The 21,956-nt window shown below is 41.2% G+C and carries 18 protein-coding genes; 6 read left to right on the forward strand and 12 right to left on the reverse strand.

Going from position 1 to position 21,956, the window contains the following annotated elements:
- The first annotated feature begins 104 nt into the window (after nucleotides 1-104).
- Complete coding sequence (locus tag AC1D0K_RS11535) at nucleotides 105-740, forward strand: phosphatase PAP2-related protein (protein ID WP_295719571.1); 636 nt, start codon at nucleotides 105-107, stop codon at nucleotides 738-740.
- Between the two features lie 70 nt (nucleotides 741-810).
- Here the strand turns inward: AC1D0K_RS11535 and AC1D0K_RS11540 are convergent, their stop codons facing one another.
- Complete coding sequence (locus AC1D0K_RS11540) at nucleotides 811-2,325, reverse strand: gluconokinase (RefSeq protein WP_477395637.1); 1,515 nt, start codon at nucleotides 2,323-2,325, stop codon at nucleotides 811-813.
- An 83-nt stretch (nucleotides 2,326-2,408) separates the two neighbouring features.
- Here AC1D0K_RS11540 and AC1D0K_RS11545 point away from each other — a divergent pair, with 83 nt between their 5' ends.
- Nucleotides 2,409-3,203, forward strand: coding sequence for a HipA family kinase (locus AC1D0K_RS11545; protein ID WP_477441940.1), 795 nt, complete (start codon nucleotides 2,409-2,411; stop codon nucleotides 3,201-3,203).
- Nucleotides 3,184-3,564, forward strand: coding sequence for a DUF3037 domain-containing protein (locus AC1D0K_RS11550; protein ID WP_477395633.1), 381 nt, complete (start codon nucleotides 3,184-3,186; stop codon nucleotides 3,562-3,564). The genes AC1D0K_RS11545 and AC1D0K_RS11550 overlap by 20 nt, the downstream gene beginning before the upstream one ends.
- Before the next feature lie 30 nt (nucleotides 3,565-3,594).
- On the opposite strand, the gene AC1D0K_RS11555 is transcribed toward AC1D0K_RS11550, so the two are convergent.
- From AC1D0K_RS11555 to AC1D0K_RS11565, 3 genes are read right to left on the reverse strand one after another with little or no spacing between them, the layout of a single operon-like run.
- Nucleotides 3,595-6,324 carry a glycoside hydrolase family 78 protein gene (locus tag AC1D0K_RS11555; RefSeq protein ID WP_477395631.1) on the reverse strand — a complete coding sequence of 910 codons (2,730 nt, stop codon included), beginning with the start codon at nucleotides 6,322-6,324 and terminating at the stop codon, nucleotides 3,595-3,597.
- A gap of 25 nt (nucleotides 6,325-6,349) precedes the next feature.
- On the reverse strand, nucleotides 6,350-7,126 hold the full coding sequence (locus tag AC1D0K_RS11560; protein WP_477395628.1) for a polysaccharide deacetylase family protein: 777 nt from the start codon (nucleotides 7,124-7,126) through the stop codon (nucleotides 6,350-6,352).
- The gene (locus tag AC1D0K_RS11565) at nucleotides 7,127-7,306 is read right to left on the reverse strand and encodes a hypothetical protein (RefSeq protein WP_477395626.1); all 180 of its coding nucleotides are present in this window, start codon (nucleotides 7,304-7,306) and stop codon (nucleotides 7,127-7,129) included.
- Between the two features lie 138 nt (nucleotides 7,307-7,444).
- Here AC1D0K_RS11565 and AC1D0K_RS11570 point away from each other — a divergent pair, with 138 nt between their 5' ends.
- Entirely contained in the window at nucleotides 7,445-7,942 is a 498-nt protein-coding gene (locus AC1D0K_RS11570) for a DinB family protein (protein ID WP_477395624.1), read from the forward strand.
- A gap of 766 nt (nucleotides 7,943-8,708) precedes the next feature.
- Here AC1D0K_RS11570 and AC1D0K_RS11575 read toward each other — a convergent pair.
- From AC1D0K_RS11575 to AC1D0K_RS11605, 7 genes are all read right to left on the reverse strand, one after another.
- Nucleotides 8,709-9,539 carry an amidohydrolase family protein gene (locus AC1D0K_RS11575; RefSeq protein ID WP_477395622.1) on the reverse strand — a complete coding sequence of 277 codons (831 nt, stop codon included), beginning with the start codon at nucleotides 9,537-9,539 and terminating at the stop codon, nucleotides 8,709-8,711.
- Nucleotides 9,532-10,377 (reverse strand): fumarylacetoacetate hydrolase family protein, encoded by an 846-nt coding sequence (locus AC1D0K_RS11580; protein WP_477395620.1) that lies wholly within the window; start codon nucleotides 10,375-10,377, stop codon nucleotides 9,532-9,534. The genes AC1D0K_RS11575 and AC1D0K_RS11580 overlap by 8 nt, the downstream gene beginning before the upstream one ends.
- Nucleotides 10,378-10,401: 24 nt before the next feature.
- Nucleotides 10,402-11,166, reverse strand: coding sequence for an SDR family NAD(P)-dependent oxidoreductase (locus AC1D0K_RS11585; RefSeq protein ID WP_477395618.1), 765 nt, complete (start codon nucleotides 11,164-11,166; stop codon nucleotides 10,402-10,404).
- 182 nt (nucleotides 11,167-11,348) lie between these two features.
- Complete coding sequence (locus AC1D0K_RS11590; protein ID WP_477441943.1) at nucleotides 11,349-13,007, reverse strand: UxaA family hydrolase; 1,659 nt, start codon at nucleotides 13,005-13,007, stop codon at nucleotides 11,349-11,351.
- Nucleotides 13,008-13,039: 32 nt separating this feature from the next.
- Nucleotides 13,040-14,392: an alpha-L-fucosidase gene (locus AC1D0K_RS11595; protein ID WP_477395614.1), complete on the reverse strand. Its 1,353-nt coding sequence runs from the start codon at nucleotides 14,390-14,392 to the stop codon at nucleotides 13,040-13,042.
- A 36-nt stretch (nucleotides 14,393-14,428) separates the two neighbouring features.
- Entirely contained in the window at nucleotides 14,429-14,761 is a 333-nt protein-coding gene (locus tag AC1D0K_RS11600) for an L-rhamnose mutarotase (RefSeq protein WP_295719601.1), read from the reverse strand.
- A 543-nt stretch (nucleotides 14,762-15,304) separates the two neighbouring features.
- Complete coding sequence (locus AC1D0K_RS11605) at nucleotides 15,305-16,177, reverse strand: AraC family transcriptional regulator (protein WP_477463058.1); 873 nt, start codon at nucleotides 16,175-16,177, stop codon at nucleotides 15,305-15,307.
- Nucleotides 16,178-16,338: 161 nt separating this feature from the next.
- Between AC1D0K_RS11605 and AC1D0K_RS11610 the strand changes: the two genes are divergently transcribed.
- Nucleotides 16,339-17,595, forward strand: a complete 1,257-nt coding sequence (locus tag AC1D0K_RS11610) for a hypothetical protein (RefSeq protein ID WP_477394012.1) — start codon at nucleotides 16,339-16,341, stop codon at nucleotides 17,593-17,595.
- Nucleotides 17,596-17,624: 29 nt separating this feature from the next.
- A complete protein-coding gene (locus tag AC1D0K_RS11615; RefSeq protein WP_477394015.1) occupies nucleotides 17,625-18,860 on the forward strand; it encodes a hypothetical protein in 1,236 nt (411 codons plus the stop codon).
- Between the two features lie 159 nt (nucleotides 18,861-19,019).
- Here the strand turns inward: AC1D0K_RS11615 and AC1D0K_RS11620 are convergent, their stop codons facing one another.
- A complete protein-coding gene (locus tag AC1D0K_RS11620; RefSeq protein WP_477394017.1) occupies nucleotides 19,020-21,863 on the reverse strand; it encodes a TonB-dependent receptor in 2,844 nt (947 codons plus the stop codon).
- Nucleotides 21,864-21,956: the final 93 nt, after the last annotated feature.

A 21,956-nucleotide genomic window follows, 5' to 3' on the forward strand; every position in this document is an offset into this window, starting at 1 on the left:
CTTTTAAATTTTATTATCTTAATTAAATACATTAACATTGATGTAACATATTTTTAATATAAGCGTCAATAATTACTTTTGCAAACTATTACTATGATTGAACTGTGACACTGATAGCTTTATATAGAATAAAACTTAACTGGCAAAACGCATTCGACACGAGTTTAAAACGCGTTAAGCTTATTATAGGCACGATGCTTATTGTAGCTATAATTAATATTATGCCTTCTTTTTTCAGGAGTATTGAACAAAGGAATGGTGTTGTATTAAATGATTGGGTCCTGGCTCATTTACCAGCTGTCGACGTGTCTGTCCCCATTTTCGCCATTATATGGGGTATGGGTATACTTATGATGGTAAGGGCCTTATATAAACCCGCCATCGGCATGACCTATCTTTGGACACTTATATTTGTTTGTATAGCCCGGTTTCTAACATTAAGTTTCGTAAAACTCGATCCCCCGATAGGGTTAATCCCGTTGGTTGATCCGCTTACGGGGTATTTTTACGGTCACGCTGCTATCACTAAAGATCTTTTCTTCTCGGGCCATACCGCGTCCCTGGTTTTGATATATCTCCATCTGGAACGGAAAAACGATAAGCGCATTGCTCTTGCAGCCATGCTAATTGTGATGATGCTATTACTGGTGCAGCATATTCATTATACTATGGATATACTGGCCGCGCCGGTTATAGTTTATTGTTGCTACCGCTTTACCCGCGCCCTTGGCTTTAGATAAAACAGAATTTTCAATAATTTAAATTTTATTTTGCATCCCCAATAATGCAACTTACATGCATTAGCATTTATCAAACATCCATATTTTTCATGAGGTGCATTGACTCTTTTAAATCCGTGTAAAGCTTTTTAAACAGCACAAAATGTTTGCTGTACATCTTATGGTTTCCTTCATTCGGCTCTATAATCGTTTGGTTGTCAATGTGGGTTAACCTGGTGTAACTATCAGGATGCAGCACTTGCATGGCAAGGTAAACGGCCCCAACTGCCGATGCATCCTCGGGTTGTAGTACTACCAGCTTTTTCCCGGTGATATCGGCCAGGATCTGTGTCCATGTGCCGGAGCTTACAAAGCCACCACTAATATTAACCTGGGTAATATTAACCGAGGCATCTTCAACTATTTTAAGCACATCATATAAAGCAAAACAAACGCCCTCAAGTGAGGCCCTTAAAAAGTGCGCACGTGTGTGCATTGGCTTAACATTCAGGAATGCGCCGCTGCTCCTGGTATCCCAAAGGGGCGCTCTTTCGCCATATAAATAGGGCAAAAACAGCAAACCATCACTACCAGCCGGTGTGGTTTCAATAGCGTTAAACAAATCACGGTAATCATCGGCCGTAATTTCAGTTTTTTGAAGAAAGTTACTCAATAGCCAGTTAATGGCAATCCCCCCGTTATTCACCGCTCCACCACATACATAAGTATCCTGGTTAAGCAGGTAATTAAAGGTCATACCCTCGTAATTATAAACCGGTTTGGGGCTGGTAATCCTGACAGCTCCGCTGGTACCAATAGTTAAAGCCGCTATACCTGGCCCGGTAGTATGGCTCCCCAGATTTGCGCAGGCCCCATCGCTTGCACCAATAATAAAATTTGTTTTTTGGGGGATGTTGAGCAGGCTTGCTTTGCCGGCATCCAAATTGCTCCGATAGTAGGTAGTATTTTCGGGCTTCGATAACTTCTCAGGAGATAAACCCGCCAAGGCACAGGCCTCCCCGCTCCACTCCAACTTTAAAATATCAAACAACCCTGTTGCAGAGGCAATGGAATAATCTACCTGGAAACTATTGAACAGGTAAAACCAGATAAACTCTTTAATAGAAATAAATTTATGGGTTTGAGCAAACAGATCCTGCTTATTATCGCGCATCCACATCAGTTTACACAGCGGCGACATAGCATGTATTGGAGTACCCGTTATCCGGTAAATCTCCTCTCCTTTTGCCGAATCCCTTAAACGCTCCGCTATCTCCTCGCTTCGTGCATCTGCCCAGGTTATCATTGGCGCCAAAGGTATCCCGGCCTCATTAACCGGGATAATGCTATGCATAGCGCTGCTAAAGCTAATCGCTTCCGGTGCAAAGCCTACCTTAATAGTTATCTCCTGCAGGCATTTTACAAAGGCATCCCATATCAATACTGGATCCTGTTCGCTGTAACCGGGTTGAGGACTATTAATAGGGTAATGCTGTTGGGTAACACCCAATACCTCCCCGGTTAAAGCAACCGCAACAGCCTTGGTGCTGCCTGTGCCAATGTCGATACCTAAAATATATGCCTGCATATTGTTATCTGCGTCCAAAATAGGATTTATCTTTGGGATGCGGGAAATAAAAAATCGGCTTACTGATTTCTCAAAAATTTGCCCTAATTTTCGCCTCGTCTATGAATTACGCTGAACCACAACTCAGAACCATTAAAGTGATACGCTATGTAACCCCGTTACGGGAAGGCGGTTCGCTGCCAGCCATTGCCGAGGGTGACGATGAGTTTTTATATGTGCTTAAATTTCGAGGTGCCGGCCAGGGTGTTAAAGCCCTAATTGCCGAACTTATTGGAGGCGAAATTGCGCGCCTCCTGGGTTTAAAAGTGCCCGAGCTGGTATTTGCAAACCTTGATGAAGCCTTCGGCCGGTCGGAAGCGGATGAGGAGATTCAGGACCTGTTGAAATTTAGTGTTGGCCTTAATCTTGCCTTACATTATTTATCAGGCGCTATAACTTACGACCCGGTGGTTAATACATTAGATGCAACATTAGCTTCAAAAATAGTGTGGCTTGATTGTTTATTAACCAATGTAGACCGCACGCCCCGCAATGCCAATATGCTTATGTGGCATAAGGAACTGTGGCTTATTGATCATGGCGCCGCTTTGTATTTCCATCACTCGTGGCATAACTGGGAAGAATCTGCCAAAAGACCTTTTGTACAGGTTAAGGACCACGTGCTATTGCCACAGGCATCCGAATTGGATGAGGTTGATACAGCATTCCGCTCCATTTTAACGCCAGAACATATCCGCGATATTGTTAATTTAATTCCTGATGATTGGTTGACAGATGAATCTGAAAATGGTACACCAACCGAACGCAGGGAAGTTTATACCCAATTTTTACTAACCCGTATTGCATCGTCAGCAATATTTGTAAATGAAGCCAAACATGCCCGATCAATTATTTGAGTACGCCGTAATACGCGTTGTACCCAGGGTAGAGCGCGAAGAGTTCATAAACATTGGAGTGATTTTGTATTGCCCCAAACAAAAGTTTTTAAAAACCATCTTAAAGGTTGATGAAGCAAGAATCAGCGCTTTGGCGCCCGGTTTGGATATCGACTGCCTTAAAGATAATATCAATTCGTTTGAAAGAATAGCCAATGGCGATGCCAAGGCCGGCCCTATTGCCAAATTGGATATAGCGTCCCGTTTTCGCTGGCTTACCGCCACACGCAGCACGGTGGTACAATCATCAAAGGTTCACCCCGGTTTATGTACCGATGCCGAAGCAACTTTGATAAAGTTATTTAATCAGCTGGTTGGATAAGAATTTACTCATCCAACCAGGCTTTCAATCTTATCTTGCGGCAATCTTCTCTTTCAACACTACCCAGGGATAACTAAACGTATACTCTCCGGAGCCAAGTTGTATGGTGACACCGTCAACATCGGTACTGGCACCCGTTATAGACTTACCATCCTGCTTTACATCTTCAGGATGAGCCTGTGGCAGGCTTACACTGGCTGTTGTATTGGCCGGAATTTTAACATGCACCTGCATTACGCCATCCTTAACTTCCCAGGCCGAAAGTATCTGCCCATACATGGTTTCGAAAGTGGCTTTGGCAAATGTAAATTTAGGGCTCGGCTGTGGTTTTAGTACTATATACTTATAACCCGGTTTACCAACCTGCAAACCTGTTACATTCTGATACATCCAATCGCCAACTGCTCCGTACGAGTAGTGGTTAAAGGAGTTCATGCTTTTATCCTGGAAAGTACTATCGGTTTTGATGCCATCCCAACGCTCCCAAATGGTAGTTGCACCCATTTTTACGGGGTATAACCATGACGGATAAGTCTTTTGCAACAACAGGTCATAAGCCACATTTGCATATCCGTTTTGTGATAACACCTGGCACAAATAAGGTGTACCTAAAAACCCGGTAGATAAATGGTTGTTGCGGCTGCGCACATCCTCAACCAGGTAAGCTGCCGCTTTGTTCTTCAGGCTATCGGGAACCAGGTCAAACTTTAAGGCCAGTACATATCCTGTTTGCGAATCGGCAAATATGCGCCCGGTGGGCGTTATATAATTTTGGACAAATGCTTTCTTTACCTGCTGGTAAACATCATCATATTTTTTTTCATCGGCAGTATTACCTAATGCACCTGCGGCCTGGCTTAGCAATTTTGATGAGTATGCGTAAAAAGCCGTAGCAATCATATCAGGATTGGTATAGCCGTTGGGCTCCGAAAAATCATGAATACCGGGGCGATAGAATAGCCAATCGCCAAAAACACTACCACCACGCCATATATGGCTATCGCCGGCTCTTTTGATGATCTTATCTACATAAGCCTTCATGCTGGGGTATTGGGTTTGCAGAATACGTTTATCAGCATAAACCTGGTACATTGTCCACGGTACAATAACGGCCACATCGCCCCAGCCTGCCGATGTTGTGCGGTTGGTTTGTAAAACATCGGGTACCACAAATGGTACGCCTCCATCCGGGTACTGATCAGCAGCAACATCCTTCATCCACTTGGCAAAAAACGGCGCTACATTCATGTTAAATGATGCCGTGCGCGAGAAAACCTGCGCATCACCTGTCCAACCCAAACGTTCGTCGCGCTGCGGGCAATCGGTAGGAATATCTAAAAAATTACCTTTTTGCCCCCATTGAATATTGTGCTGCAATTTGTTGATCATGGTATCTGAACAGGTAAATTCGCCTGTTACTTTCATATCTGAATGCACCACCACTGCAGTAAAATTTTCAGGTTTTAACTCACCGGGAAAGCCTTCTACAGCAATATACCTGAAACCCATAAAAGTAAAATGAGGCTCAAATACTTCATCGCCGCCACCTTTCAAGGTATAATTGATAGTAGCCGTAGCAGCACGCAGATTGGCTGTATAAAACTCACCAAATTTATCCAGTACTTCGGCGTGTTTGATATTAACCGTTGTACCGGCCTTACCATTTACTTTAAGCCTAACCCAACCTGTCATATTCTGCCCAAAATCTACTATCTGGGTACCTTTGGCACTTTTAAAAATGGCTATGGGCTTTAGTTCGGCAATTCTGTGTACAGGAACGCTCTCCACACCTACCAATGTTTTTTTATCTATATCAGCAACGTTTACAGCTGTCCAGGCAGCATCGTTAAACCCTTTGTTGGCCCAGCCCGGTATTTCTTTGCGGGCATCATAATTCTCGCCATCGTAAATTCCATTAAGGGTTACAGGGCCCGCCAGGGTGCTTTTCCATGAACTATCAGAATTAATATTTTCTACCGTTCCATCTGTATAGGTGATCTGCAACTGGCATAATAGCGCCAATTTTTTACCCCAAAAGCCCCATTGATTATTAAAGGCTATAGTTCCCCTAAACCAGCCATCACCTACCATTGCCCCTATCACGTTATCACCCTGCTGCAGCATGGCGGTTATATCATAAACCTGGTATTGCAGGCGCTTTTTATATTCTGTCCATCCGGGGGTAAGTAACTGGTTGCCTACTTTGTGCCCGTTAAGGTATAATTCATACAAACCGTGTGCAGTTGCATAAGCCCTTGCCGATACTATCTTTTTAGAGGTAGTGAACTGCTTACGCAGCATAATTGCCGGTATCTTGCGCACAGAATCATGCTTAGGCTGAATCCAGCTGGCCGTCCAGTCGCTTGTGGCAAGCAGGCCGGTTTCAAAATACGCGGGTTTGCTCCACGCCGATGTATGGCTGTGGTTATCCCATATCTTTACCCTCCAGTAGTAACGGGTAGCTGATTTTAAAGCAGCACCGTTATAGGTAATCAATACCGAGGAGTCTGAATTTACTTTGCCCATGTTCCAAACCGTTTTTGAGGATGAAAACGAAGCGTCGGTTGCAACCGTAATGTTATAGGCTTGCTGCAGGGTGTTATTTTGAGTTGCTACTATCTTCCAGCTGAGGCGGGGATGTGTGATATCAATCCCTATGGGATTTACCAGGTATTCGCTGGATAAATTGTCAACAACAGGACTTTGTGCCAGGCATGTAACCGGCAAAAAAAACAGGAGATAAAGAAAAATACGTTTCATGGTTATGATTGGATTCCCAATTATATTAATTGTGATTTAAGGCGGCAACCCCATCCATCCCTGCCCTAAAAGTGGTTACTTCAATTTCATTTTCATGCTGCTTTAGGTAAAGCAATAATTGTTTATGCGCGGCAGCGGGAGTAGTAATATAATCGCCTCCTACACCGTGAAACATCAATACGCCCATACCACCGCTTTGCTGTACCTTTTTAACAAAGGCAATCAGTTCATCACCGGTAACGCCGGCATGAATCCCCCAGGCTGGCACCTGCAATGGGTCGAGTTTTTTAAAGTCGGAGATCACGGCGTCGGGGCCGCCACCAATCCTGGCGTACTTTACCAGGCCCGATTGCTTCAACGAATCAACATAATTAGTATCTCCAACGGCTACCTCGGTACAGGGGTAAGCATAAGTACGCGGGGATACTCCGCCATCAACAGCAAACAGCAGGTTATTCATTTCGCCAATTTCACGCAGCATCATGTAAACCGAATAATTTGCCGAGTTGTTTGCAGCATTGCCTTTTACCGTGGTAAGCAGGCAAGGATGGTATAAAGAATGATTGGCCAGCTCGTGCCCTTTTAAAGCAACCTGGCGCCAGCGTGGGATGGTTTTTGGCCCAACATAGCCGGTAAGGAAGAAGGTGCCTTTAAACCCCAAAGAATCCAGTTGTGGAATGGCGATATCCAATTGCGATGCAAGACCATCATCATAAGTGAGTACGATTATAACTTTTTTACGCGACTGGGAATAGGCGGTGAAGTGCAGCACGATCATCAAAACTAAAAATACTCTTTTCATTTACTTAACATTTATTGTTGCTGTTTTAAACCCCAAATTACCTTTCAGGTCTGTTCCCAGCAATATAAGGGTATACGATGTTGGTTGATCTGCCGCGTAAAAAGAAATCCGGGCCTCGCCATTTTCGTCAGTGATAATATTGGGATCCCAATGGATGGTGGATGGCGGAAAGGATAACATGCTTTTTATGATGGATTAGGATTGGTTTCTCAAGCAATTTACATATTCTTTAACATTTATTTCTTTTATAAAAACCTGCTGACATAGGGCTGTCACTACCGGGTTGTTACTTTGAATTATAATCAAAACAATAAGGCTATGTCAATCATCCCAATGTTATTAAAAGAAATGGAGCAGGAAGCTCAAACTACCAGGAAAATGCTTGAGCGCGTACCAACCGAAAAATTTCAGTGGCAACCTCATGAAAAAAGCATGACTTTACAGCGCCTTGCCGCACATATTGCCGAATTACCAGGTTGGGTAACTATTGCACTTACTACCGACGAACTTGATTTTGCCAGCAACCCATACATACCTGAGCCGATAGAAAATACACCAGATCTGTTAAAGTTTTTTGAAAAAACACTCGCTCAAGGCAAAGCCAGTTTAGAGAAAGCAGACGAAAAGGAATTTTCCAAAACATGGACACTCCGTAATGGTGACCAGATATTGAATAAATCTACAAAAGGTGAAATGATCAGGATGAGCTATTCGCAAATTGTGCACCACAGGGCGCAGTTAGGTGTGTATTTGCGCCTGTTAAATATACCCATACCGGGCAGCTATGGCCCAAGTGCTGATGAGCACACCTTTTAAATTATTGCTTTGTAGTTGATATTAATTTCGGCAATGAAATATTCAATTTTAACGCATTAAGGTGCTTATTACTATTTTATTATTTTAACTACCTAAAGTTGTATAGATACAAAAAGACGATTGTCCTCAAATTTGGACAATCGTCTTTACATAATGTGCTGTACACATACTAATTTCTGTGTTTAGACAGTTTCCCTTCGTTTATTTCTTCAAGAAAACCATTTTCATTAATAGCATAGCGGGCGTACGTAGTATCAGTATCAATCTTGTACTTTACTACATTTTTGGTTTTCCTGCGTGTTCTAGCACGAATAATAAATATGGGTAAAATGATTACGGCAAGCAGGGCGGCAATTTGAAATAAGATAATATACATAACGTTTAAAATAAATTTTTGAGATAGCACATCTAAAACGTTAGTTAAAGTAAAAATACTTATAGGTTTAAAATTTTAGCAGCAAATCGTAATGATTATATAGCTAAATATGTGCCAACAATTTATTAACGCCGATAGTTAACAGATTGTTACAATTTAATGGCAAAATAAAAGAAGATTTTAGATGCGCTGCTTTTATGCGGTAAATTGCCCCGAACTTGTTTCTAAATTTGCCAAAAAAAACAAGCAGGTTTGGTGTTGTATCCTCTTCTTTTACAGATGCAGAAACGAAGAAACGGGAAAAAGTCACAAAGAAAAAACTTACGAAGTTTTGACACCCCGTAAGTTTTACACTCTCAAAATGAGAACAATATTATCAATCTGAAACTACTATAAGTTATAAAACGAAATAGCGTTACCTCCAAAAAATAATTCCTGCTCAATGGCTGATAGTTTTGCAATAAACGAGTGCAAAACATCTAATGAACTTTTGTAGGCTCCGGCCAACAGGCAAACCGGCCAGTCGGAACCGAACATGATGCGGTTTGCGCCAAAAGCATTAAACACCACATCAAGGTATGCGGTAAAATCTGCAATTTTCCATTTTGCCCAGTCGGCCTCAGTTAGCAAGCCCGAAATTTTGCAAAATACGTTTTGATGTTTCGCTAATGATTCTATATCAGCTTGCCAGTCTTTAATTTCCTGGGTTTTGATGGGTGGCTTGGCCATATGGTCAACCACAAATTTCTGATCGGGGAAACCACCAACCAATTCAGTTGCATAAGGCAAATGCTCTGGGTATATCAGGATATCATAAGTATAACCATGCCTTTGCAGCGCGGCAATCCCTTTTTGAAAAGCAGGCTGCAGCATATATTGCTTATCCGGCTCCGATTGTAAAATATGCCTGAAACCCTTAAGCTGATTGTACATGCTGTATTCCTTTAGCTTTTCTTCAAGATTATCAGCTTTCAGATCAACCCATCCTACTACACCTTTGATAAAAGAATGTTCATCAGCCAGATCTAACAAAAACATGGTTTCATCATCTGTTTGATTGGCCTGAATAGCTACGCAACCATCCATTCCATTTTGCTGTAAAACGGGCAACAGCTGGGCAGGCAAAAAATCCTGCTTAATCGCAAGCATTTCATCATTGATCCAGTTGTCCCTAACCGGATCAAATAGCCAAAAATGCTGATGAGCATCTATTTTAGTCATACGCTATAACTTTTTGTTTTGATTCACCAAGACCATCAATACCAAGCTCAACCACATCGCCTGGTTTAAGATAAACAGGTGGCTTCATACCCAAGCCAACACCAGCAGGCGTACCCGTTGAAATAATATCGCCAGGCAACAAGGTCATAAACTGGCTGGTATATGATATTACTTGTGGTAAATTAAATATAAAGTTTGAAGTGGTGCCATACTGCATAATTTCACCATTAACTTTTAACCACAAATGCAGGTTATGTGGATCTTCTATCTCATCAGTTGTAGCTAAGAACGGACCGAGCGGCGCAAAAGTATCGCAACCCTTTCCTTTATCCCAGGTGCCGTTACGCTCTAACTGAAATTCGCGTTCAGATACATCATTATGCAATACATAACCGGCAACGTAATCCATCGCGTCGGCCTCATCTACATAAGATGCTTTTTTACCAATAACTACAGCCAGCTCAACTTCCCAATCTGTTTTTACAGAATTTTTAGGAATAACAATATTATCAAACGGACCAACTATCGCTGTGGTAGCCTTCATGAAAATTACCGGCTCTGGTGGTAGTGGGGCATTGGTTTCATGTGCATGATCGGCATAATTTAAGCCAATGCAGATAATTTTTGATGGGCGGGCAATTGGGCTGCCTAAACGTACATCATCTGCAACCAGGGGCAGGGTGGCATCTTTTATAAAAGTTGCTAAACGGGCAAGGCCGTCCGTTTCAAAAAACTGCTCCGTATAATCTTCGCCAAAAGCCGAAGTATCGTATTTTTTATTATCAAGGATAACTCCTGTTTTTTCTTTGCCGTTTTCTCCAAATCGGATAAGCTTCATATTTAATTGTTATATGTTTTGGTTTTAATTATTCAAGGTTATAAATCCGCCATCGATTGGGTAATCTGTCCCGGTAATAAATCCGGCTTCGTCTGAACATAAATATAAAGCCAACGCGGCTACTTCTTCTGATTTTCCCATCCTGCCAATGGGCTGGCTTTTTGACAGTTTCTCAAAAATCTCTGCCTCCTGACCTGCATAATTCTTAGCGATAAATCCATCCACAAAAGGGGTATGGATACGCGCCGGCGAAATGCAATTGCACCTGATGTTATCATGCAGGTAATCACGTGCTACAGATAACGTCATGGCATGTATGGCGCCCTTGCTCATGGAGTACGCAAACCTATCGGTGATACCAACGCTGGCCGCGATAGATGCCGTATTTAAAATTACTCCACCACCGTTTGCTTTCAACATCGGGATTACCGCATAAAGGCAATTATATGCCCCTTTTACATTTACGTTGAACACTTTCTCAAAGTCGGCAGTACTGGTAGTATCCGCACGTCCAATATGCGCTATCCCCGCGTTATTTATTAAAATATCAATAGTACCTATCTGTGCAAAAACATTTAAAACCTGCTCCTGGCTACTTACATCACAGGCGTAACCTTTGGCTTTGCCATTGGCAGCCTCAATTTCGGTTACAGTATCGGCTGCTGCTTTATCATTTAATTCGATGATGTGTACGGTAGCGCCCTGCTGCGCAAAAAGTATCGACATGGCCTTGCCTATTCCGCTGCCGCCGCCAGTTATTACTACAGATTTATTGGTTAGTTTGAACATATTTTTAATGATGTTATTAAAACTTTGCCGTCCCTTTGTTGTGCAGGATTACAAAGAGTTTTATTAATTTCTATTTTTATTTATCGTCGCGGCAAAACGAATGATCTATTAGCATACGTTACTTATTGGCAAATTGATATTTCGATGCTGTTAAATTGACAATTTTTTTTTCAATATTGCAACTATAATGACACTCCACGCTTCCATGGTATAAAATCATCCTGGCCAAGCTTTACTGATTTTGGCTCTGCTTCGCCACTGGCAACCTGTATAACGTAATTTAAAATCCGCTCGCCTGCCTGCTGAATGGTTTCATCACCCTCGATGATGGTACCACAGTTGATATCGATAATATCGGGCATCCGCTCAAACATCACCGTATTGGTTGAAAGCTTAATCACCGGTGTAATCGGGTTACCTGTTGGGGTACCTAAACCTGTGGTAAATAATACAATGTTGGCGCCAGAACCCACTTCGGCTGTGGTACTTTCCACATCACTGCCGGGAGTGCATAACAGGTTCAACCCGGGTTTAGTTACCTTTTCGGGATAATCTAATACGGCGGTTACCGGTGATGTGCCGCCTTTTTTGGCAGCTCCGGCAGATTTTATAGCATCAGTGATCAATCCATCCCGAACATTACCCGGCGAAGGATTGGCATAAAAGCCCGATCCATCAGCCTCTGCACGGGCGTTATACGTGGTCATTAAGTGCATAAAACGATTGGCCGTTTCCTCATCGGCACAACGATCACTCAGTTCCTGCTCCACGCCACACAACTCCGGAAACTCGGCTAAAATTACCGAACCACCCATCGTCACCAACATATCTGACACATAGCCCAAAGCAGGGTTTGCCGAAATACCCGAAAAACCATCTGAGCCGCCGCACTCCAGACCAATACATAATTTTGAAAGTGATGCAGGCTGGCGTTGGGTTTGGTTTGCCTGTACAAGGCCGGCAAATGTTTGCTTAAGGGCTTGCTGCAATAATTCACTTTCGGTACCTACTTTTTGCTGCTCCAGCACTACCATTGGTTTGTTGAAAGCAGGATCGCGTTTAGCGATCTCGGCCTGCAATATGCTAACCTGCGCATGCTGGCAGCCCAAACTCAACACAGTAGCACCCGCAACATTTGGATGGGTTATGTAGCCGGCTATTAATCCGCATAGTGCATCAGAATCATCCTTAGTACCGCCACAGCCCATACTGTGATTTAAAAATTTTATCCCGTCGATATTTTTAAATAACCGTTTAGAGTTTGGTTTATCGATGCTTGCCTGAATATCGGCGTTCAATATTTCTTCAACTGATTTTCCGGCCTGGTAAAGCTCCATCAACTGCTCAACATCGCCTTCGTAGCTTTTAGCTTTTTTGTAACCCAGCTTATCAACCAGGGCTTCTTTTAATACCTGGATGTTACGATTTTCGCAAAACACAAGCGGTACTACTATCCAGTAATTGGCTGTACCAACAGAACCATCTGTACGATGGTAGCCCATAAAGCTTTTGCCTTCAAAATTACTTGTATCTGGCTGATGCCAGTTCAATTTACGTTCGCCTAAACGATAGCTATCAGAAGCATGATGTACATTTGCGGTGGTTAGTACGCCACCTTTGGGTATGGTACTGGTTGCTTTGCCAACCAATACACCATACATATATATTTCGGCACCTTGCACTAATTCATTTATAGCAAACTTATGCTTGGCCGCTACACGATCAACGAGCGGAAAAATTGATCCCCCAAAATTTATCTCGGTTCCCTGCTCCAGATTTTGCAGGGCTACCAGCACATTATCATGTGGGTGGATCCTTAAATATGTTTCTTTTTGCGACATTATATCAAATTCCTTTGTCTATATTCTTATGTTTAGTCATTGAGGGTTAATTCAATAACCGGTATTTCATAATTTGGCTTTTTAGCCGGAAGAGTAACTTCCAGATCATCCGCACCCGATGTTTTGTATAACAACTCGGAGTGATCATTTAAAAACTGTGCATACTTCACTTTTCCGTTATAGCCGGGCAAAATTAGTTTACCTTTTGGATAATCAAACAGCTGCACATATAAATGCTTGATTGCCTTGTTATAGGTGAGCTTGGTACCTTCGGGTATTTTATAGGTATCGGGGGCGTAGGTACAGTTATAAATTGATTTATCATTGGCATGCATCCAGTGGCTCAGGCTATCCAGTGCGCTGGTAGCCCTGTAATCAAATTCGCCGCGGGCTGTTGGGCCAACATTCAGGATCAGGTTACCGCCATTACTTACCGAAGTAATTAACAGATCAAGCAATTGGCGATGTGTTTTCCAGGTATCTTCATCACGGTAATATCCCCATGAGCCCGAAAATGTTTGGCAGGTTTCCCAGGTTTTGCCACGATATTTAGCCAATTCGGCAGTGCTTACCTGCTCCGGTGTTTCAAAATCGGCACCGTCTTTATATTCTTCCAGGTTAAGGCGGTTATCTACAATAATACCCGGCTGTAATTTCCTGATGAGTTTTAACAATTCAACAGAACCCCATTCATCTTTACCCTTGCCATGTCCATCTTTACGGGGGAAAGAAAAATCCAGCCAAAGAATATCAATCTTTCCATAGTTTGTAAGTAGCTCGGTGATCTGGTTGCGCATATATTGCCTGTATTTGGCCATATCCCTATTCTTGTTCAACTTAGCATAGGAAGCATCGCTTTTATCAGCAGGCGATTGCGGGTGAATTTCATCAATGGTATAATCGGGATGGTGCCAGTCTAACAAAGAATAATAAAAACCAACTTTTAGCCCCTGCCCTCTGAAGGCATTTACATACTCGCGCACCAAATCGCGTTTGGCTTTGGTATTTGGCGCTTTATAGTCTGTAAATTTTGAATCGAAAAGGCAAAAACCTTCATGATGTTTTGTGGTAAGTACCGCGTATTTCATACCAGCAGCTTTAGCCTGGCGGGCCCATTTCTGCGGATCAAAATAATCAGGATTAAACTGGTCGAAATATTTTTGATATCCTGCATTATCAATTTTCTCGTTATGCTTTACCCATTCATGCCTCGCAGCTCCAGAATATAAGCCCCAGTGAATAAACATACCAAAGCGGCTGTCTTTCCACCACTCCATACGTTTATCTTTTTGGGCGTCGGTTTCATTACCTATCATTTTTTGGGCCGAAACCGACGATGCGGTTATAAGCACCAGCATCGCTAATAATTGAAGTTTTTTAAGCATGAGATGTGTATGTTTAGTTTTGTAATTGGCAATAATTTACAGCGCGAATATTTTATCCATTAAAACCCATTTTTCGCCTTTGAGGGCGCCTTTTACAGGTTGTTGATACTTCCACATCAGGGCTTCCCATTCCTGCACTTTAGCGTTGGCAGCATCAGCAGCAGCCTTTTTTTCAAAGCTAAAACTGTCATCTGTTTCCATGATCATGAACAATCGTACGTCAAAACGATAAATTTCCATGTTAGTGATACCGTAATCGGTGATGCTTTTATGAATTTCGGGCCAGATGGCTTCATGGTATTTTTCATATTCGGCAATCAGGCTGTCATCGTCAACCAAATCAAGCGTTAAACAATATCTGTGACCCATAATTTTAGAAGCATTACATTGGTAATACAAAGAAATAAAGTTTGCAGTTAAATAATTAGCGGAAAATGGTCAAAACATTCAGCTTTTTTGGCATACAGCCTCATGCAACCCTCTCCTTTGGCGATGGCTTGGTATTGTTATCTTAAAAGAAAATCCGGGGGTACACAGAAGAGGGAAATGACGTGTTAAAAGCTTTGTCGTCCTGAACGGAGTGAAGGATCTAATAGCAGACTATACAGGGCGAAGAAGCAAGGCGAATAACAGATCCTTCACTCCGTTCAGGATGACAATTTTTTTTAAAATATGTCATAGGTAGTTAACAAATTCAGGTAAACTCTCATGGAGAAATGACCTTTTAAAAAGTTTGTCATCCTGAACGCAGTGAAGGATCTAATAGCAGACTATACAGGGCGAAGAAGCATGGCGAACAATAGATCCTTCACTGCGTTCAGGATGACAATTCAAAAAAAAAACGTCATAGGTGGGCATAGCGGTGAAAAGATGCTTCACTCCGCTTAGCATGCCAAAAAACAAAGTACTCCCCTACGGATTTTTGGTAAACTCCTTCTGATACATCAGCGGGCTTTTGCCCGTTACCAGCTTAAAATGTTTGTGGAAGGTTGAAAAATTGTTAAACCCGCTATCGTAACATAACTGTTTAATGTTCAGCTTATCTTCTATCAGTAATTTACAGGCATGGCCTACTTTAATTTCAATAATAAATTGCGAAAATGTTTTACGGGTTTTTGATTTAAAATACCGGCAAAAAGAATTTGAGCTTACCCCCGCTATTTCGGCTATTTCATCCAGGTAAATCTTTTTCCTGAAATTCTGCATCGAATATTCATAAATATTGTTCAAACGATCGTTCTCAGAATCGTTATGATCATATTTAAACCCAATGGATGCCAGGTAGTTTGAAGGTAAGCTGATAGCAATAGCATTTAACGCCTTTAGCAGCATGATAATTCGCTCGGCTCCATCTGTGCTTAACATAGCCGCCATTTGGTTGGATACCCGCTCCTTGGTTCCCCCCATTATTTGCAAACCCCTTTTCGATTTTTCCAGCAGTACCTTTATCAGCTTATTTTCTGGCAATTGTAAAAACTGTTCGCCCCAGAAATTTTCACAAAAATGCACTACAAAAACTTCAACCCCTGCACCTTCATCCTGGTTAAAGTACGTATCATCAAAGCGCCAGTAATGCGGCAGGTTTGAGCCCACCAAAACCATATCGCCAGCCTTAAACTGCTTAATGCTATCGCCTATAAACTGTGTACCATTTCCCTTTTTTAAATAAATGAGTTCCAATTCCGGATGGCAATGCCAGCGGTTATTAATATCGGGTAATACATCGTACCTAACACTAAATGAATGTGCCGGGCCCGAAGAAACTTTTAGCAGCAGAGGTTTCATTCAGCTTAATTTACAATTGATAGGGTAAATGTAATTAATATTTGTAAAAATAGCTGATTACATTACAATTCATGCGCTTAAAAATGGGCTTATCATCTTTTTTTGATATCAAATAATATATTTGATACCTTGCTGCCCAATTAAACCTTATCTCTCTCAAAATGAACTATTTTTTCAAATTACTGCTGATAGCAGCATTAATTACGCCACTTTTTACTTTTGCACAAAGCAATTACAAACCTGGTTTTGTTGTTACTACCAAAGGCGATACACTGCAGGGTTTCATAAATATTAAAGAATGGAACGTAAATCCTAAAAAAATCAATTTCAAAATATCCCCGGATAAAAAGGAAAGCAGGGAACTTGGCACAAGTGATATTACTTTTTTTAAAGCCACAAATTTGGAAACCTACCAGAGATATATTGGGTTATTAAATATCGATCCCACCAATATCTCCAGCCTCTCAAACGGCAGAAATACGGATACAAAAACCGACTCGGTGTTTTTAAAGGTCATTCAAAAGGGGGCCAATATTACTTTATTTGAATACGCCGACAATTTGAAGAACCATTATTTTGTTGCCGAAGGAAAGGATGGACTGCCGGTTGAACTGGTTTACCGCGTTTATAAAAACGATGGCAAAACCGTAAACGAAAATGGTTACATGCAACAATTGTTTACCATATCAGAAAAACACAACGGTAACAATGCAATTAAAACCCGAATTGAAAAAGCTGATTATAACTATACTGATCTTGTGGATATATCACGAATGATTAACCACAATAGTGCAAAAGATGATGAAGCAACAACCGGCAAAAAACAGGGAACTTTCTTTTTTGCATCAGCAGGGTTAAACATAAGTACCATAAATTCAAATTATGCCTTCGATGATTTTAAATCAACTGGTGGCAAGTCAACTCCAACATCTTTTTTTCCGAGAATTGCAATTGGGGCAAACGTATTGGCAAACCCCAACACAGGCAAACTGGTTTTCAGAGTTCAATTAGCATATACTGCTAATAAATATAAAGGAACGCAGGTATATAGTGGAGGCACGCAAACCTATTCATTAACTCAAAACAACATTTCTATAATACCCCAGATCTTGTACAACTTTTACAATACCGATAGCTTTAAATTTTATGGAGCCGCCGGCACATCATTTAATATATCAAATTATAGCGGCAATAAAGCCGTGTTTAACAATACAGGTGTAGGCATAGTTGAACACAGCAATTACATACAGCAATTAAGTCCAAGATGGTTCTCGTTCCCATTAAATGTCGGCGCTGTTATCAACAAAAAATTTGATATCACAGCCGCTTACATTCCGAATGCCATCTTCACCAAAAACAATACTGACTACGTACAAGTAAGCGCTGTGCAAATAGGCATTAATTATATTTTTAATTAAAAATAACCTAATCAACTAAACCTTCTCACATGAAACTTTTTTTCAAACTATTATCGGCGGCCTTGCTGTCGCCACTTTTTACGCTTGCACAAAGCAATTACAAACCTGCATACGTAGTTACCATTAAAGGCGACACTTTAAAAGGCGAGATCAACCAAAAAGAATGGTTTGGTAACCCGCGCACTATAGAGTTTAAAAATTCGGCAGGCGTTAAAAATTATACCGTTGATGATATTCGTTTTTTTGAATTACTTAATTCGGTAAGCTATCAGCGATATGCGGGACCAATTAGTATAGATGAAACCAACACTGCAAAACTTTCAAATGGTAAAGATTCAACCATAAAACAGGATATCGTATTTTTAAAAATAGAGCAGAAAGGCGCTAATGTAACCCTGTATTCATACGTCGACGCTATAAAAACGAGGTTTTATATTACTGAAAACAATCCGGATAATATTACCGAACTGGTTTACAGGATATATTTTTTACCAGATCATGGAGTTCAAACGCGCAGCGAAAATATTTTTATACCCCAGCTGTATGACATGGCAACTAAATATAATCCCTCTTCAGAACGTCTGAAACGTGAAATTGAGAGCGCAACCTATAGTTCTACAGACCTCAAAAGCATTTCGCAAAAAATAAACAATATGGTGGCTGATAAAAAAAACTATGGAGGAAAAGCCTCCTGGAAACTTTTTGCCGGCGTAGGTGTCAACTCCACATCGTTTAAACACAGCGGAACTTTTTCATTTTTTAATGTACAGGATCACACCTCGGTTTTTCCTACGCTATCATTAGGTGTTAATGTAACTCCTAACCCCAATGTTGGCAAACTGGTGGTAAGGGGCGAAATACAGGTTACGGGGGCAACTTTTAAAAGCATTGTGGACAGATATTTTAATGACCCTGCTTATAAAGCTGAATACAAAATTAACCAGTTCATTATTATTTTAAACCCACAGGTTATATACAATATCTACAATACAAATGCCTTTAAATTTTATGTTGACGGTGGGTTGGCTATCAACATCGCTAAGGACTCCGGCAATTCGCTTTATAATCCCAAGCTTGACAAAACAGACGAAAACTATCTTTATCTTTCTAAAAACTGGTTTAACTTTCCAATTAAGTTAGGTATAGTATTAAATAAAAAGATAGATATATGGGCATCATACACCACACCCGCATCCATTACCGATAATAGTAAGTATTCAATAGATGCCACCAGTATAAGGGCAGGTATCAATTATCAGTTTTAAAAAAATAAAGCGTCCCGGTATCTCACCCCCGGGACGCTCAGTTATTGCTTAAATCAATAACATCAACTAAATCCAGATCACAACCTCATGTTTGATCTTTTCTCTCCATCTTTCTCAGGGATGGCAAGGTTTTAAATATTTATTAAAAATTCCCCTGCATTAAAACGGAGGAGGGCCGCCTGGACCACCGCTGCCCGGAGGAGGACCGCCACCAGGGCCACCCATACTTGGTTTTTTGCCCGCGAATTTCTGTAACTTAAGCGTAAAGCTTAACAAATAGTATCTTCCTAATCTGTTGCTGCTGGTTTGCGTTGCATAACTACCGCTCTGGGTACTGGTATAACCTGTATTTTGGTTAAACACATCCATTGCCGATAAACGAATAGTACCCATATTCCCCTTTAAAAAGCGGCGTTCAACATAGGTATTCAATATATTAGGGTTGGTTGCCCCCTTGTAACCGTAATACAATACTTTTGAATAATCGTAACTAAGGGTCCAGTCTTTCCAAAAATAGTTTTTACCATTGATGCCCAGGTTTAACGAACTGAAATTATTGTTAATATTAGCCAGCGTAAGCGAATTATTTGATTTGTTTACACTATAAGTAGTACTGGCTTCCGCATCGATGACATTTTCAATACTTACACGAAACTTTACCCCTTGGGATAGTACCAGGTTTTTAGCTATATTTTTTTGTGTTGTCATTAAATAACTTGCAGAATCAACATTACTGATATAAGAGATGTTATTGTTGTAAGCAATGTTGCCTATAAAGAATAAATTATATTTTCTTTTTTCCCAGGGTTTGGCAAACACATAAAACCCCTGTGCCGAGTAATAGCCATCGGCATTTAAATATTGGGTTAAAATACTACCTGCCAGTTTACTGTTTGGAGCATAGTTTTTGGGATAAGTGATGCTATTGGCTACAATTTTATTATCGGTAGCCGTAAATGATAAATTGCTAAAAAACACATTTCCAGTCTCGAAGTTGAACTTGTTATACTTTATGGATAGGTTGTTATTAAACTCGGGTTTCAAATCGGGATTACCCTCAACCGGATATGACGCGTTGCTGAAATCAGTAACTGGCTGCAACTCGGTATAGGTTGGCTGACTGCTGCTGCCATTATAGTTGAAGCTTAATGATTGATTGCGCGAAAAGTTGTAGATAAACCTGGCATTGGGTGCAAAATTAAAGGTATGACTATCTGTTGGCTCGCTTGCCGCACTCATTAATGATCGGCCGCGCAATATAGTGGGCTGGGCAACTACACCCAAGGTATAGTTGTATTTTTTATCAATATAGCGAAAGTTTAACCCAAAGCGATTGGTAATAAAAGTAGATGTGTAATTGTTGCTCAATAAATCGTATTGGTTTCTGGTTACACCATCGGCGTTAAGGGTATCTGTCAACTTATCGGCAGTGGTGTAGGCGTAATGATAGGCGTAAGTAAGTTCAAGGTATCCTTTTTTACTTACCGGCTCCAAAAACGAAACACTCGTACCCACACTATCTGTGCGGCTGTTGGTATTAATAAACTGGTTTAAAGGCGCGTTTGCCGCTCCTTCAATATAAGTATAAACCGGGTTTTGAAATTTATCGATACGATATGACCCCGCCCCTACATTGATGCTAAAATTACGGCCGCGTTTGCTAAAACGGTGGTTAAATAAAATATTTGTTCCATAATTAGGCTCGCTTTGGTTACTCATGGTATTAAAGTTATAGTTTGATACCGTTTCGGAATTATTAACCAAAAGGCTGCTGCCTAATTGTGTGGTATTTACCCTTGCATAAGCAAATGATGGTGTAATTTTGATGTAATTAACCGTATCTGGCTTATACTCAATATTGAAATTGAACCTATGGTTAAGCTTTTCGTCGGTTTGGGTATTGTTATTGGTATTGGTGCTTGGGTTTGTTGCCGATATGTTGTTTTGAATAGTATTGCTTATTGTAAATACCGAGTTGTTGGCGAAACTATAGCTACCATAAGCGGTAACTTTTTTACCCCAGCTATCACGATAATTAAATCCGAATGAGCGGGCGGTTGTTATGCCGTTGGCATTACTGCTGTTCCCCCCCGGCGGGCCACCCGGACCACCGCCCCTTGGCCCACCCCCACCAAAGCTGAACAGGTTGGTATTGGTGTTATTTAAATTGCCCAAAAAAGCAAGTTGCCTGTCGCCACTAAAACTAAATACATTGGCCGATGCCACAAAGCGGTCTCCCTCCTTACTATTTGCAATACCCGGTATAGCATCCCTGCCCCCGCCTAAGCTGGCCTGCCCAAAATATCCGTAATTTTTACTTTGCTTAATGGTAATGTTCAATATCTTTTCGGGTTCACCACTTTTCACTCCTGTTAAATTTGCCTGGTCGCCGTAATCATCAATAAGCTGTATGTTTTGTACAATATCTGCAGGCAAATTCTTAGTAGCCGATTTTACATCGCCCCCAAAAAAGTCTTTGCCGTTCACCCTTACCTTGGTTACGCTTTTACCCTGAGCGGTGATGTTGCCGTCTTTATCCACATCCACACCCGGCAATTTCTTTATTACATCTTCAACGGGGGCGTTATCGCGCACCTTGTATGCGCTTGCATTAAACTCCACGGTATCCTCTTTTAATTTTACCGGGTTTACATCGGCAATAGTTACCGTGTTAAGCATGTAGGTATCATTTTTTAAGATGACGGGATTAAGCACCGCCGGCGTATTGGCCTTATCTAAAATAAACCGGCGCTTTAATGGCTGGTAGCCAATGGAGTTTAAAACCAGGCTAAACTGGTTGACTTTTACATTGTTAAATGTAAATCCGCCTTTATTATCGGTTATTACCATACTGCTGTCAGTGGCCGTTAAAAGCTTAACAGAAGTACCAGCCAGGGTTACCCCAGTTGAGTCTTTTACAATGCCGGTAACCTGCCTGCCCGTTTGGGCAAAGGTGCTAAGGCTTATTAGTGATGAGGCTATTAAAAGGCAGATAAATTTCATTGTATGGGCTTATTGAACAGCCACAAAACAATAGCATCAGCAGCGTTATAAAAAACAGAATAGACGGGGGCTATATAAACGTAGACAAAAGCA

This window comes from Mucilaginibacter sp. P1_A3 (genome assembly GCF_056406855.1).